A 15,504-nucleotide genomic window follows, 5' to 3' on the forward strand; every position below is an offset into this window, starting at 1 on the left:
CTGACAAATCCTCACATCCCGACATCCCCCGCTACAAAACCAACGCGCTTTTCATCCTTCAGACCGTATAATCCCGAGCTTTCCGGCTTGTAAGAAAAACTACACCCCGCTGTAGGCTTACACGAAGTCATCCGCACAGGCCTGCCGAGTCGGGCCGTCAAACAGGTGCCCCCATGGATTTCAACCCGCTCGACCTTATCCTGCATCTCGATGTGTACCTCGATTTGCTGGTGAACAACTATGGGCCATGGATCTACGCCATCCTGTTTCTGGTGATCTTCTGTGAAACCGGACTGGTGGTGATGCCGTTCCTGCCGGGTGATTCGCTGCTATTCATTGCCGGTGCCGTTGCGGCCGGTGGCGGGATGGATCCGGTGCTGTTGGGCGGTCTGCTGATGCTCGCGGCCATACTCGGCGACAGCACCAACTACGTGATCGGACGAACGGCTGGGGAACGACTGTTCAGCAACCCGAACTCGAAAATCTTCCGCCGCGATTACCTGCAAAAAACCCACGACTTCTATGACAAGCATGGTGGCAAGACTGTCACCCTGGCGCGCTTCCTGCCGATCATCCGCACCTTTGCGCCATTCGTCGCCGGTGTGGCGAAGATGCCGTATCCGCGTTTCTTTGGTTTCAGCGTGCTGGGCACCATCCTCTGGGTCGGCGGCCTGGTGACATTGGGCTACTTCTTCGGCAACGTACCGTTCATCAAGAAAAACCTGTCGTTGCTGGTGGTGGCGATCATTCTGCTGTCGCTGGTGCCGATGATCCTTGGTGTGGTTCGCAGCCGTTTCGGCGGCACCAAAGCCCAATCGCACTAAGCCGATGTGGTCGCTGAGCGCCTGGCGCCGCCGGCGCATTCTGGCGAAGTACCCGATTGCCGACGAGATGTGGCAACGGGTGCGCCATCAATTGAGTTTTCTTGATGGCATCAGCGCTGCCGAAGACCAATGGCTGCGTGAAGCCTGCGTGCTGTTCCTCGACGACAAACACCTGAGCGCCCTGCCTGGCGTCGAACTGCATCAGGAACAACGCCTGCTGCTCGCCGCCCAAGCGCAATTACCGCTGCTCAACCTCGGTGATCTGAACTGGTATCAGGGTTTCCACGAAATCGTCCTCTACCCGGACGATTTCCTCAGTCCGCAACGTTATCGCGACGCCAGCGGCGTCGAGCACGAATGGGACGGCGAACACAGCGGCGAAGCCTGGCAGCAGGGACCGATCATTCTCGCCTGGCCCGGCGTCATGGCCAGTGGCGGCTGGGAAGGCTACAACCTGGTGATTCACGAACTGGCGCACAAACTCGACATGCTCAACGGCGACGCCAATGGCCTGCCACCGCTGCACGCCGATATGCGCGTCAGCGACTGGGCCGAAGTGATGCAACACGCCTACGACGATCTCAATCGCCAGCTCGACCGCAATCCCGACGCCGAAACTGCTATCGATCCCTACGCCGCCGAGAACCCGGCGGAATTCTTTGCGGTCACCAGCGAATACTTCTTCAGCGCCCCGGATTTGCTGCATGAGGCCTATCCACAGGTCTATGCGCAGTTGCAGCTTTTCTACCGCCAGGATCCGTTGGGCAGGTTGCGGCAACTTCAGGCCACAGACCCGGTCTATCAGCCACACGACTAAGCGCTGCACGACTTTCGGTACATGGCGTCCACGGCAGAATATGCCTATAATCGCCGCCACTTTTTGGTCAATCCGGCCAAGTGTTTTTGGTCAACTACGGGGGCAACGCCCAATGAGCTACAGCAAGATTCCGGCTGGCAAAGACCTGCCGAACGACATCTACGTCGCGATCGAGATCCCGGCCAACCACGCGCCGATCAAATACGAAATCGACAAAGACAGCGATTGCCTGTTCGTTGACCGTTTCATGGCCACCCCAATGTTCTACCCGGCCAACTACGGTTACATCCCGAACACCCTGGCTGACGACGGTGATCCCCTCGACGTGCTGGTTGTGACCCCTTACCCGGTTGCGCCAGGTTCGGTGATCCGCGCACGTCCAGTCGGCATCCTGAACATGACCGACGACGGCGGCGGCGATGCCAAAGTCATCGCAGTGCCACACGACAAGCTGTCCCAGCTGTACGTCGATGTGAAGGAATACACTGACCTGCCGCCACTGCTGATCCAGCAGATCGAGCACTTCTTCGCGAACTACAAAGATCTCGAAAAAGGCAAATGGGTCAAGATCGAAGGCTGGGCCGGTGCTGACGCCGCCCGCGAAGCGATCACCAAGTCGGTTGCCGCCTACAAAGGCTAAGCACCTGCACGACGCGTGATGCTTGAAGAAAACCCCGGTTGATCCGGGGTTTTTTGTGCTCGGAAAAAGCCGCCTTAAACAGCTTGTTTATGGCGGACTACAGAAAAGTTTTAGCCTGTGTAATTTCCCACAAGAGCGTCTTACATCCCGTCGCAAAATTCAGCCCGTTTTTGAACGTTCAGTTTATTCAAACCGCTCTGGCACGGCCGTAGACTCCGTGTTTATGAGAAAGAACACTAGCGGTCCAAGATTCAAGGCACTCCTGGAAGCAGCGAACATCTCCACAACGGGTTTCGCAAAGTTCTGGGGCACGGAAGCCCAAAATGTCCACAACTGGTACACCCGGGGCGTCCCGGCGTATCGCATGGAAGAAGTCTCACGTCTGCTGTCTGTCAACAGCGAATGGCTGAAAACCGGTGAAGGCATTAAAGAGCTGCCAAGCCTGACTCCGCCTGCCAGCAACGGCGACAGCTTTGACGCCCACGATCCTCAGGGCGCCTACCGATTCATCCATCCCAACGACATCGAACTGGCCTTCTTCAAAGAAACGCCACTGACCAACGGCTCCGACAAAACCCACGTCATCCAAGACCCGGAGCTCTCCATCCGCCTGCTGCGTGCACAGGTTGATCAACTGGAGATCCGCCCCGCCGACGCCATCTGCGCGCACATGATCGGCAACAGCATGGCCGAACGCATCGAAGACGGCTCCGTCGTTGCCATCGACCGCGGCCTGACCCAAGTGGTGGACGGCGAAATCTACGCCATCGAACACGACGGCATGCTGCGCATCAAATACCTGCACCGCATGCCCGGCAACGGTCTGCGCCTGCGCAGCCACAACAGCGCCGAATACCCGGACGAAGTGTTCCGCGCGGCGCAGATCGAAGAGCAACGGATTCATATATTGGGCTGGGTGTTCTGGTGGTCGACGGTGAGCAAACGGCGGCCGGTGGTGCCGTTTCTTTGATCCGACGCAGCTATGCCTGCTTGCACAGAACCCTGTGGGAGCGAGCCTGCTCGCGAAGAGGCCCGGACAATCGGTACAAATCCCGGATTTCTGGCGAAGAAGTCGCTCTAAACCGCACTTCAGACTGGGAATCCCAAGCAAAACTCAGTATCCTGCGCCCCACATTTGCGCATCGATCCGCCCCGCGGCTCAGACAGCGCCCGACGCGGCAGACCAACGTCTGACCAAGTCCCGCAGCCGGACGCAGATCCGGATGTAAGTTTTGAAGGCTGGCAAGGCTTACCAAAAATAGGCCAAGCCAGTCCCCGAGAAGCCGGCCACAAGCCGGCTTTTTAATGCCTGCAAAAAAAACGTTTACCTTGGCGAGCTTGACTCAACACTTGCCAACCTCAACCCCTCAGTGCTAAATCCCGCCCAACACCCACCCCCTCTGTTTTTACCCGCATCCCCGACCCCGGCCGGATTCCGGTATTGAGCCTCACGGGAATCCATGGAATGGTCCTGCATATCCCGACCCTGCTGGTCGTTTCGGTCTTCGTCTTCTTTTTGATGGGGCTTTTGACGCTGCACGCCTGGTATCGCGAAACCCGCGAGCCGCCACTGGCGTACCTCGGAAGCATGATGCTGCTGGGCGCCTTGGGCGTGGTATTGGTCAGTTGGCGTGATCGAGGCGTCGACTTCGTTCCCATTGTGTTCGGCAATGTTGTTCTATTGCTCAGTGCAGCGATGAACTGGACGGCCATGCGCACGCTGGTCGGGCGCAAGCCTTCTGTGTCCGGCATTCTGGCGGGGGCGTTCGCCTGGCTGACCTTGTGCCTGATTCCCGCCTTCTACGAGTCGATGCCAAATCGGGTTTTAATCTACTCCTTGCTGGCATTCGGTTACGGCGTGCTGACAACGCTGGAGCTCTGGCGCAGCCGCCACACTCTGGACGTCGCGTTTATGCCGGCGCTGGTGCTGACCATTCTGCACACTGTGTTCTACGCCGTTCGCAGTGCGACCGATGAAGGGCTGCCGGTGACAAAGGCGCTGCTGGGCACTGGCGAGGGTGTGCCGTTTTTCTCGTTCATGCTGTTCGAGTCGATGCTATATGTCATCGGCATTGCCTACATCACCCTGGCGATGGTCAAGGAACGTGCAGAGCTCAAGCTCAAAGCGGCGGCGTTCAGCGATCCGCTGACGGGCATTGGCAATCGTCGCGCGTTCATGATGAACGCCGGCCAGTTGCTTACTGAAAGCCAGCAACACGCAGAACCGGCGGCGTTGCTGCTTTGCGACCTGGATAACTTCAAGCGTCTGAATGATACCTATGGCCATCCCGTTGGGGATCAGGCGTTGATCGCGTTCGGCCGGATCGTGGTCGAGAGCCTGCGCAAGGAAGATGTTTGCGGGCGGATTGGCGGTGAGGAGTTTGCCTGCCTGCTCAACGATTGCGATGAGCAGACTGCACTGGAAATTGCCGAACGGATCCGCCGTTCGTTCTCGCAATTGTCGATTCTTGAGCCGGGGCTGCTCAGCGTCAGCATCGGCGTGGTGACCACCCGCGAATCCGGCTACGACTTGTCACGTCTGCTCTCGGAGGCCGATCAGGCGCTGTACGGCGCCAAAGACAAGGGGCGTAATCGTGTACAGACGTTGCGTTCGCTGTACCTGAGCCTTACCGATAATTAGTGCCCAACAAACGGCCATTCCAATAAGCCATTAGCACATCCGCCCTAATTGCCCCTGCCGGCGCCCGCCACTAAATTTCCATTCTGTTTTTGTGCATTACAAAAGCGCCAAGGAATGGAGCAGCACCATGTCATCGCTTTTCAAACTGAGTAAATCCGTCGCTTTACTGACTGCACTCTTGACTGCCACTTCAGTGTCAGCAGAAGAGCCGAACCCCGTTGGCGACTGGTGGATCATTTACGGTAACGGCGTCCCGCACAAGAACATCATGTATGTCGCCGACAGCACATCCGTGGTGCCGTCGACGCGTACCAAGGGTGCGCAAATGCTGGCGGTGACGCTGGTGTATGAAGAGCCGGGCAAGCCAATGATCGATGCCTACAACCTGGAAGTTCAGTGCAAGACCAACAAGGTGCGGTTTGTTAATGGCCAGTCGGTGGATCGAATTGCCTACATGCTGCGGCACCTGAAAGTGAACGAGCAATGGCAACAGCCGAAGGAGTTCTGGGTGCAGCGCGCTTTGGCTTTCGTTTGCACTCCAGAGAAAAAAGACATGATTGCAGTGGGCAAGATGGAGCACTTGCAGATGATTCAGGGCATGCAGCAGATGTTTTTCAAACTTGCACCGATTCAAGAGAAAGGCCAGATGATGGACAACCTCGACTCGATACTGGGCAACAAGTAACAGCCTGATTTCTGGGCGCTGCAGCGCGCTATTTCGTCTCGCACATGACACCGGGAGTCATGATGAATCAATGGACTAAAACGTTTTCGGTGCTGCTGATAACAGCCACAGTATCAATGGTGAATGGCTGCCACCTGATTGCACAGTCGCGCTGGGAAGGACGGGATGTTCAGGAAGCACTCGATCTGTTCGGCAAACCCGATTCAATGAAAAAACAGACCGGTACCAACGGCGAAAATCTGGCCGTCCTGACCTGGTTCAAATCCTCCAGCTGGACCACCACCGAAGCGGCCGGCACTTCCATGAATCACACCGGCAACGGCATGGTGTACACCGAGTACTACGAGACGGTCGGGCATAGCTCTGACTGCAAACTGGAAGCGACCGTCAATAAAGCCAAAAAGATCGTACTGTTCAGGATCGAGGACGGAAAAATCATTCATGGCAAATGCATCAACGTTCCGTTCGTACCCGGTTACATTCCGCCTGGACTCTAGTGCTGTCCCTGAGCAAGTAACTGCTCAGGGATAACTGAACGACTTCACCAACGTCAGCTCACCCACCGCGCGCATCGGGATCAGAAACGTCTCCATTTTCTCGCTCGGCGTGCCTTCTTCAGTAATCACCGTCACCTGCGCCGTGGTCAGCGCCTGCACCGCCTCATCGCCGCCATCCTCATCCCCGCGATAGCCACCGCCGTAATAATTCACATACACCAGATACTGGCCCTTGATCGGCGCCGGCATGGCGAAGATTTCCGGGCCATAACCGGTGGTGACGTCGACGTCGAGCGCGGCGCCGTTGGCGGCGCTGCGGTTGCCGTACCAGATGTGCGCGCCGTCGGGGGTGACGAGGTGCAGGTCGAGGTCGGTGCCGTCACTGTCCCACGCCAACAGTACGCGCAGCTTGGCCGGGGTGGCGCCGCCGCTGGTGTTGAGGAACTGTGTGCGGTGGCGTTGCTGGCCATCGGGACTGCGCACTTCCACGCTGTTGCTGCCGTTGGGGAAGGAAAACGGGCGGTCAAAGCGGCCGCTGTCGTCGATTTTCAGCGGCATGCTGACGCCGTTGACGATCAAGCGACCGGGTTCGTTGCCCTTCTGCGTAGCTTTGATTTCGCCGCTGATGCGGGCGGTATTGGCCTGGCCAATCGGGGTGTTGACCGAGGAGGCCGGGTAGTTGACGGTCTGACGGAAGCTTTCGCCCTCGCCTTCCGGGGCGCCGCTGCGCCAGCCGCCGACCGGGGTGTCGAGTTTGACGCTGTCGGCGGCCATCGCTGGCGATAGCGCGGTCAAGGTGCAGAGCAACAGCAAGACCTGTGGATAAAGGAGTGTCATGGTCTATTCCAGCAAAAGATGACGGGCGAGCCCTTCGATGTAGGTTTCATCCTGGCCGTTGGGGTGAGCTTCAAAGGCCAGGTGCAGATATTCGTGGGTGAGGTCTAGGCGATCCTGCAAAGTCAGTACGCCGCGTACGTAGATGCGTTGGCGTTCGCGATCAACAAAGGGGCGACCGAAAGCGAGTTTGCACACGGCGAAGGTGCTGACTTCGTTGTAGCCGGTTTCGCTTTCCAGCTTTGGGCGCCAGCCGCGTCGCTGTTTCTGCAGCCAGTCTTGTGCGGCGGGCAGCGCTTCGCAGGAAGCGACCGGGTTGTCCCAGCGGCTGAGGCTGGCGCGCGGATAGGCGTGCAGCAGAATCGCGTCGTAACGTTGACCGGCCTTGGCTTGCTCGACGGCTTGTTGCCAGGCGAGTTTGTCCGGGCCGGGTTGATCGGAGTGATAGGTGACGGTGCTGCCGGCCAGCACGAGGTCTGCCGTCCATGCGGCGATGTTGCGGGATTCGGCCGAGGCTGGACGCGGGGCGACACGCTGGCGATTGCTGCTGTCATCGATGCTCAGGCAGTCGCCGTTGCGCGTGGCGTTTTGCAGCAGATAGGTGCGGATTGCCACGGCCAGTGCTTTGGCCGCTTCGGTGGGTTCGGGTTTGGCTTCACGCTCAAGGACGCGGGCTACATATTCTTCGCGATCAAGCCTTGCGACGAGTTTGTCGTTGAGCAGAAACAGTTCGCCGTCGCTGTGGATATCCAGCGCGTTGCCGTTGGCGAATTCGACGCCGTAATCGCCCTGCAACGGGCCGGAAGAGACCACCCGCTCGCCAGTCAAAACCCGCGCAACCGGATAGCGCGCGAACAATCCGACTTCAACACAACGCCCCGCCTCTGCTGGCCATGCCGCTGGCAACACCGTCGCCAGTGCCTGACCGTAATGCCGCAAGACCATCTGGCTGGTGCCGCGCCCGCCTGCCCAGACCGGCGAGCCATCAGCCGTCCAACCGGCGAAACCACCCTGCCGCGACTGCGGATCCTGATCGCCGAGCCAGCTCCAGGTTTTCACCCGCAAGCGCCCGCCCAGTTCACCAACGACATTGCCGTCCGCCGCGTTCAGCACCACGTCGAGTAGCACTCGACGCGCCTTATCCTGCGCCGGCAACGAGGCCATAACCTTCAGCAGTTCAACCACGGAAACCCGTTGAGCCGGCTGCACCGAAGGCAGATCCAGCAACCACGACGGCGCCTGCCGCGTCTGCCAATAGGTACGCCAATCCGCCGCCGAAATCCCCAACCGCACCGGCTCAAAATACAAACCGCAGGATTTCACCAGCGCCTGATCACGCTCGATTTTGCCACCCGCCGCGCAGCAATAAACCTCTTCCTTCGACTGTCCGCGACATTCATACGCCGGCTCCCGCGCGCCGGTATCCACCAGCCATGCGTAGACAAACAACTTCCACAGACTGCCCAGCGGCGTATCCAGCGATGACGGCAACGGTTCACGCTTGATCAGTTGCGTCTGACTCAACGACAACAATTCGCCCTTGTAAGCCACGCGCAACGGCTCATCCTGCGCCGTCGCCAGCGCAGGGATCACACACATCAGCAGCCACAGCAGCGGCCGGGTCATGTCAGTTGACCGTGACCTGACCGAGGGCGGCTTTCGCTTCCTGGGCCTGATGCTGCGGTGCGTAGACCTGCTTGAAGCGCACCGGCGGCAAGTTGAACTGGCCCTTCTGCGAGAATCGCACCAGATGGCGCAGCCGCAACTCGCCGCTCAGCGCATCGACCGGCACCGCGTAGGCCAACTGGCCCGGTTCGAAACGCGCCTTCTCCAGCGCAGTCGGCTCGGTGCCGTCCTTGCCCTGCAACTTGATGCCCCACGTCGTGCGCTCGACATCAGCGCCCGGTGGCAGCGGCACTTCGAGCATGCCGTAGCGCAGTGGTTTCGGCGCTTTGCTGGTGAGGATCACTTCGTCCAGATACAGGCTGTCGCTGGACAGCGGCTTGGTGCCCACCGGCTCCAGCTTGAAGGTGAAGGCTTCATCGCTTGGTACCAGTCGCGACAGGCGACGGGTGATGGTCACGGCCATTGGATCGACTGGCGGTTGCTGGGTCTGGAAGCTCAACGCCGCGCGCAATGGACGCTCTTGCGTGCCGGACACTGTCAGCACGCTCGGCACCGGAGTGGCGCCTTGCCAGGTCCAGTACATCTCACCGGTTGCACCGTAGTTTTTCTTCCAGCCCTCACCCGGCGTCAAGGCGATGGTCGGCGAAGCCTGGGCGATGCTGCGTTGCAACCAGGTCAGCGCCAGCGCACGTTCGAGGGTCGATTGCTGCGGCAACAGTCGTTGCAACAGCGCTTGCGCACGTGCCTGATCGAACGGTTGCAACGACAGGTTCAGCGCTTCGGCAAACGGCTGCGAGCTGACCGAAAGACGCTGTTGTGCAGCGCCCACCTGACGATTGAACGCGTCCGGCAAGGCGACTTTCGACTGCGTGGCCAAAGAGGCGGTCAACACCCGTGCCGCTGCCAGACCGAGCGCCGAATCCGGATCGCTCATCACCAGACTGTCTTCACCATCGTCGAGCATGGTCTCAGCATTGCCTTCACCGGCCTTGGCCAGATCGTCGATCAAGCCGCTAAGCAGCGTGTTCACCGGCAAATGCATCTGCTTGGCGAACGACAGAATCAGCGCGCGTTGCAGCAAAGGCGTGTTCGGCGCTTGCTTGGCGTAAACTTCCAGCACCCGCTGCCAATGCTCCGGCGGCAAGGTCAGCTCCAGCACCTGGCTGGCGTTCCAGTCGGCGTAATAGGCGTAGGCAGTGAGGAACGCATCCGGCTCACCGTCGTAACCCCACCACGTGAAGCTCGCCGATGGCCCGGCCATTTGCACCAGACGCAGACGGCTGTTCTGCATGATCAGGCGCAAGCGATCACGAATCTGCGGATTCGATGCCAGCGACGGATAAGCGATGCTCAGCGGCAGCAAACGACTGGCAGTCTGCTCGACGCCACCGTACGGATAACTCAGCAGATCATCGAGAGCCGAACGGAACAGCGCTTGCGGACTGTCATCCAGACGCAGGCGAATATCCGTGGCATCCGCCGGCAGGCTCAACGGCGTGTCACCACTGGCGACATCGAGGCCTTGCGTCTGCGTCACCTGCCAGCCGTCACCGGTCGCACTGAGGCGCACGGCGAGGGAGTCGGCGGTTTTGCCGTCCTGCACCAGTTCAGCCGTCCAATCACCGGAAGCCAAGGCGAATGCTGGCAGCGGCAGGTAATTGATGCCGTTGTTGAGGGTCACCGGGACACGTTGTTCAGCGCCAGCGTAGTGCGTCACGAGTTCAGCCTTGACCGGTTTCTCGGCCTGACTGAACGCGAACACACCGAGTTGCGGCTGATCGCCCTTGCGGAATTTGCTCGGGCCGCTCCACTTCAGGTACAGCGGTTTTTCCGAACGCACGAACTGTTTCTTTTGTCCGACCTGACCGTCATCGGCGATGGCGCGGGCGGTAATGCGCCAACGGGTCAGCGAGTCCGGCATTTTGAAAGTGAAACGGGTTTTGCCGTCGGCGCCGGTCAACAACTCCGGTTGCCAAGCGGCCGTGTCGACGTCTTCACGACGCGGCCGCTCCAGCACTTTCACCCCGCGCTCGCTGCGGTTGGCTTTGCCCGGCGCGCCCGGGCTGCCCGGCAACGCGACGTCGTAACTGATGAACGACAGACTGGCGCTGGTGCGCACATTGTTGCGGCGCGGGTGATAGAAGAACTGGTCGATGGTCGGTGCGACTTCCGGTTGCAGCGCGTAGACCATTTCGTCGACGACGCTGACGGTCAGATGCGCCGGAACGGCTTTGCCGGCGAACTGCGTGGTCAGGTCAACCGTGACCGTGTCGCCCGGCAGATACACCGCTTTGTCGGTGCTGATCGCCACGTCGATTTGCGGCGCGACCACTTTGATCCCGGCGTTCTGGAAGCTGTACTGACCACCCTTGGTGTAGAGCACGGAGAAGGTCAGGTTCGGCGCAAAGTTGTCCCTCACCGGGATACGCGCGCGGTATTGGGTGTCGCTGAGCTTTTCCAGTTTCAGCCAGTCGCCGCCCTTGGCCAGCAGCGCAGTAGCTTCGACCTTGTCGCGCTCCAGAGAAAGCAGAGCATCGCTGACCGGTTCCGGGAACGTGATCAGCGCCAGCGCTTCATCGCCAGCCTTGTACTCAGGTTTATCGAGGACGATTTCCACGGTGCCCGGCACTGCTTTGACGCCATCGCCGGTGACCGAATGCCCGGTGGCACCGAGCACGCGACCGTGCTGATCCTTGAGTGTCAGGTTGTAAGTGCCCGGACGTTCGAAGGCAATGCTGAAGCCTTTGTCAGTCGCCGCAAGTTTGCCTTCACCGGTGCTCTGGTCTTCCAGACGCACCCAGCTGTAGCTGCTCGGGGTGACCGCTTTGCTCTGCTCGCTGCCGCCCTCGTTGGCGTAGCTGAACGCAACCTTGTCGCCAACCGCGCTGAAGCGTTGCGGTGCGCTCAAGCGAAAGCTCGCGGCGCCACGGTCGATGAGGATTTCCTTGGTGGTCTTGACCCGATACGCCGCGCCATCGCTGGCAAACACGGTGAGCATGTAGCGGCTCGGTTTGTCGGCGGCAGGCAGGTCGAGGGTCGCGTTGCCCTTGCTGTCGGTGGTCAGTTCGGTGCTGGTCAGCTCCACCGGGAATTGCCCGAGGTATTGCAGCTCGTTGTCGACCATCGACAGTTGCTGGGCGCGCAGGCTCAGGGTCAGTTTGGCGTTGGCCACCGGTTTGCCGTCCGGGTAGAGCAGCACCAGACTGCCCTTCACCGGTTCGCCGGTGCGGTAATCCTGCTTGGCCAGATTCAGCGAAATCTCGAAGTGCGGCTTGATGTACTCCGCCACACGGAACGCGCTGCTGTAAGCCTGATCCTTGTAGTTGAAGCGAATCTCGTAACCACCGGCAACGGCGTTGTCCGGCAACTGGAAACGGCCCTGAGTGCCCGCCTTCGAATCAAGCTTAAGGTCAAGGTGTTGTAGCTCGGTACCGGTCGCATCGAGCACGCTGACCGAGACATCCGCTGCCCCCGGCAATACCGAATCCCGCGCATTCTTGAACTCGCGACCGACGATCTTCAGCGACACCCAATCACCCGGGCGGTACAGCGGCCGGTCGGTGAAGGCATAGAGTTTGGTGTCGTAGATTTCGCTGTCGTAGTAGAAGTTTTCCGAGACGAAGACGCCGCCCTCTTCATCCTCGCCGATCACGAACGAACGCTCAGGGCTGACGTGTTTCAGGCGCAGCAAACCATCAGTGTCGGTCGCGCCGCTGCTCATCACACCGAGGCCATCCGTCCACAGCACATTGACCTTCGGCACCGAGCTGCCTTCGTGTTTGCGTGCGGCCCAGACCAGCAATTCATCGCCAGCAATCTTGCTCACCGCGACGGTGTTGGAGACGAACACCATGGTGGTCGCGCGGTATTTACCGATCAGCGCTTCGACCAGATACAGACCCGGTTTCAAATTGCCCAACGGGATGTAAACGTTGCCCGGCGCGACGCTGACGAAATCGCTCGAAGAGCCCGCGAGATTGACCCCGGCTGGCGGCTGAATCGGCTTGGCTTGCCACAATGGATAACGGAACTGGCTGACCACCGGCAGACCCGGAATCAGCGCAAATTGCGGCTGTGCATCGTACGGTGTCGGCGCGGCAATGGCGTTGCCCATCTTCAGTTCCGGCACCTCTTCGGTGACCTGTTTGCGCGACTCATAAGAGAACGCGCGCTGCATCACCCGACGGGATTTTCGGTACCAGTTGTCCCACAAGTACGCGAGGGTGTTGGACAAGCCTTCGCCCTTGAACTGGCCATCGCTGACCACGCGGTGCAGGTTCTTCTGACGCTTGAGGAAATCCAGCGGCTTGTCGATGCGATACACACGAATGTCGGCGCCACCGTACGGTTCCATGCGGAAACGGCGATAGTCTCGGCCCGGCGCTTCGAGGCGCACCATCGCCTGCTCGTCCGCTGCGAAACTACTGTCGGCAAGGAGGAAAAAGCTCTCACCGGACACCGGCGTATAGCCGCTCGGCTCCACCGAATCTTCGGCGTTAACGGTCGCCAATGGCAGCAACAGCGCCAGCAGCAAAGGAATTCGCGAGCAGATACGCAACATGCGGGCACCGGTCATTGGGAGAGAAAGTTCAGTCGATAGACGCCGATGAAGTTGGGGTTGGCTGCGTCGGGTATCCATCGGGTGTCCTTCCATGTCATGAGTTGCTGCAGGCTTGCCGAACGCATGCCGTTGTCAGTCGGGGTGGTGGTGCCGGTGTGATAGGCGATGTAGCGGCCCATCCAGATCATCAGGTGCTGGTCGTCGCCCTGATCGAAAAACATCAGGTCACCGGGCCGCGCCTGCGACACGTCGCGACTGACCAGATGGCTGTTGAACTGAATCAGTTTGATCGCGTTGACGTACGGCCCGACCTTGCCGCCGCCCTGCTGCCATTGCTGGGCGAGTTTGCGTTGCTCATCGCTGAGCGACAGCTCCGGCGGCAGATAACGATTGGACAGGCCATTGCTGCGCAGCCATTTGTCGTCATGGACTTTCAGCGCTTCGTTGGCGGCGAAACGCACCAGCCCGGCACAGTCCTGCTGATACCAACGCGGACTCGGGCCTTGGCTGAGTTGCTCTTGGGCGATGCGCACAAACCAGGCGCGAAACACCTGGGATTGCGCCGGGTCCAGCGCTGGCGTTTCAACGGCTCGGGCACCCGCACTCAATAGCAGCGCAAGCAGGCCGAGGCTGCGGATCAGTGTCGTCACAGCGCTTTCCACTCCAGCGGCAGCCACTGCCAGTGGCCGTCAGGCTCGCTGCCTTCAGGTAAAGTCAGGGCATATTTGCCGTAGCCGCCGAAGGTGCGCAGTTTCGGAATCAGGTAGGTTTGCGCGGCGTTGTAGAACACCGGCTCCATGTCCTGCGGCAGGCTGTCGAGGGTTTCCTGCTGCATCAGTTGCGCCATCGAATCCGGGCCGAAATAGATCGGCATCAGCACATCTTTCGGCAGCACGTCGGCCATTGGCGGGAAGCGCTTATCGAGGGTGCCGAGGGCCTTGTCGACCAGTTTGTCGTCGAGGGAAAACAGCAGCGTCGAGCCGTGACGGGCAAGACTGACTTTCATGAATGCCTTGCCGGAAATCGCGTTCGGGTTTTCCGCAGTCTTCGCCGCGTAGGGGCCGAAATTGGAACTGACCTGACGCTGCCAGACGTGGTTCTGGCCTTCCTGCTTCTCGACCACCGGGAACACGTTTTCTTCGACGTTGGCCTCGTACGCACCAACCATCGAACCGAATAGCTTGCCGAGATCGCCATCAAGTTTGCTGCTGTCCTCGTCTTTCAGACTGGCCACCAACAGCGGCGTGTACAAACGCGAATCGGCGTACCAGCACAGGCCTGCCGCGCCGGCCACGTGTTCGGTGAGGGTCTGCGCCACGGTCTCTTCGGCACCAAGTTTTACCAACAGCGGTTTTTGCGGTTCGGCCGCGACCGGCAGGGTTACGCAGGCACTGGCCCCCAGCGGCATGGCTTGCCAGACCGGTTTGAAATCGAAGTCGGGCTGGTTTTCCAGCTCGTCCATGGCGAGGTAGCTGTGCCAGCCCTTGTCGTCCATGTCGAAGCGCAGCCCGGCGAAGTTCGGGATGAAGCGCTGATAACCCATGGCCAGAACACTGGAATTGACCGACAGACGCTGCTTGGTTTCCGCGGTTTTCGCTGGCAGACCGAACGCTTCGGGGAAGAGTTTTTCGCCATTGAGCAGCGCTGCCAGCGCTTGTGGCGAGACGTGCCCCGATTCTTCAGAGACGCCACTTTCCGGGTCGTAGTACTTGGCCGGGTTCGACAGCACCACCAGTTTGTCGCCGTGGGAGGCAAACAGCAGCGCTTTGCTGGCGTTATAGGTCAGTTGGTACAACGGCACGCTATCGCCGCCGACTTTGAGTTCGCCCATCTGACTGAGTTGCGTGTCATCCATCGCGACTTTCGCCAGCGGCTCGAGCAGCTTCGCCAGCCCGCCGCGATCCATCACCAGCAGGAAATCCTTCAAGCGACCATCCGCGCCACGCCACAGCGCGACATCGGCCGGTTGATCGAAAAGCTGCTCGATCAGGCTGTCCTGCAACTTCAGATCATGCTCGTAGATGATCCGGCGCAGACTGCCGATCAAGCCGAGGCGATCAGCATGAGTCTCGTAATAGAAGACGAAATCCTCGGTGAGCGTGGCCTTGAGGAACGGCACTGTCAGCAAGTCCTTGGGCAACTGGCTCAGCGAACGGGTTTCCAGCAACGCATCCGGACGGCTGAGGCCAAGCTTGTCACTGGCCAATTCCGCCGGCGGTGCCTTGGGCTTGAGCAGCAGCCAGCCAAAACCACCCGCCACGCCGGCCACCAGGCACAACCCGGCCAGAAGCAAAGGCCAGCGCCGCGAAGGTTTGGCCGCTGGCGTGTCGGCAGCCGGAGTAACAGTGTTATCGCTCATCTTTTCAAAGCCCGATTTCA

General features: G+C 59.9%; 12 protein-coding genes. 7 read left to right on the forward strand and 5 right to left on the reverse strand.

Annotated features, from left to right (window positions below; translation table 11 throughout):
• Positions 1 to 173 precede the first annotated feature (173 nt).
• The 7 genes from PspS49_RS25940 (at position 174) to PspS49_RS25970 (ending at position 6,104) form a co-directional block, all read left to right on the forward strand.
• The gene (locus PspS49_RS25940) at positions 174 to 824 is read left to right on the forward strand and encodes a DedA family protein (protein ID WP_127929924.1); all 651 of its coding nucleotides are present in this window, start codon (positions 174 to 176) and stop codon (positions 822 to 824) included.
• Between the two features lie 4 nt (positions 825 to 828).
• Positions 829 to 1,641: a M90 family metallopeptidase gene (locus PspS49_RS25945; protein ID WP_160041966.1), complete on the forward strand. Its 813-nt coding sequence runs from the start codon at positions 829 to 831 to the stop codon at positions 1,639 to 1,641.
• Positions 1,642 to 1,753: 112 nt separating this feature from the next.
• The gene (gene ppa / locus PspS49_RS25950; protein WP_003205933.1) at positions 1,754 to 2,281 is read left to right on the forward strand and encodes an inorganic diphosphatase; all 528 of its coding nucleotides are present in this window, start codon (positions 1,754 to 1,756) and stop codon (positions 2,279 to 2,281) included.
• A 223-nt stretch (positions 2,282 to 2,504) separates the two neighbouring features.
• Positions 2,505 to 3,251, forward strand: coding sequence for a helix-turn-helix transcriptional regulator (locus PspS49_RS25955; RefSeq protein ID WP_127929926.1), 747 nt, complete (start codon positions 2,505 to 2,507; stop codon positions 3,249 to 3,251).
• A gap of 495 nt (positions 3,252 to 3,746) precedes the next feature.
• Complete coding sequence (locus PspS49_RS25960) at positions 3,747 to 4,922, forward strand: diguanylate cyclase (RefSeq protein WP_160041968.1); 1,176 nt, start codon at positions 3,747 to 3,749, stop codon at positions 4,920 to 4,922.
• 127 nt (positions 4,923 to 5,049) lie between these two features.
• Complete coding sequence (locus PspS49_RS25965; RefSeq protein ID WP_160041969.1) at positions 5,050 to 5,607, forward strand: hypothetical protein; 558 nt, start codon at positions 5,050 to 5,052, stop codon at positions 5,605 to 5,607.
• 62 nt (positions 5,608 to 5,669) lie between these two features.
• Positions 5,670 to 6,104, forward strand: coding sequence for a hypothetical protein (locus PspS49_RS25970; RefSeq protein ID WP_150774610.1), 435 nt, complete (start codon positions 5,670 to 5,672; stop codon positions 6,102 to 6,104).
• 24 nt (positions 6,105 to 6,128) lie between these two features.
• Here PspS49_RS25970 and PspS49_RS25975 read toward each other — a convergent pair whose 3' ends face one another.
• The 5 genes from PspS49_RS25975 to PspS49_RS25995 are packed head-to-tail and all read right to left on the reverse strand — an operon-like array spanning position 6,129 to position 15,484.
• Positions 6,129 to 6,941 carry a DUF2135 domain-containing protein gene (locus tag PspS49_RS25975; protein ID WP_160041970.1) on the reverse strand — a complete coding sequence of 271 codons (813 nt, stop codon included), beginning with the start codon at positions 6,939 to 6,941 and terminating at the stop codon, positions 6,129 to 6,131.
• A gap of 3 nt (positions 6,942 to 6,944) precedes the next feature.
• Complete coding sequence (locus tag PspS49_RS25980; protein WP_160041971.1) at positions 6,945 to 8,564, reverse strand: DUF2300 domain-containing protein; 1,620 nt, start codon at positions 8,562 to 8,564, stop codon at positions 6,945 to 6,947.
• A 1-nt stretch (position 8,565) separates the two neighbouring features.
• Positions 8,566 to 13,140, reverse strand: coding sequence for an alpha-2-macroglobulin (locus PspS49_RS25985; RefSeq protein ID WP_160041972.1), 4,575 nt, complete (start codon positions 13,138 to 13,140; stop codon positions 8,566 to 8,568).
• A complete protein-coding gene (locus PspS49_RS25990; protein ID WP_127929933.1) occupies positions 13,137 to 13,775 on the reverse strand; it encodes a DUF1175 family protein in 639 nt (212 codons plus the stop codon). Before PspS49_RS25990 ends, PspS49_RS25985 begins: the two co-directional genes overlap by 4 nt.
• Positions 13,772 to 15,484, reverse strand: a complete 1,713-nt coding sequence (locus PspS49_RS25995) for a DUF2138 domain-containing protein (protein WP_160041973.1) — start codon at positions 15,482 to 15,484, stop codon at positions 13,772 to 13,774. The genes PspS49_RS25990 and PspS49_RS25995 overlap by 4 nt, the downstream gene beginning before the upstream one ends.
• Positions 15,485 to 15,504 lie beyond the last annotated feature (20 nt).

It is taken from the genome of Pseudomonas sp. S49, assembly GCF_009866785.1.
In the GTDB taxonomy this organism is placed as follows: domain Bacteria; phylum Pseudomonadota; class Gammaproteobacteria; order Pseudomonadales; family Pseudomonadaceae; genus Aquipseudomonas.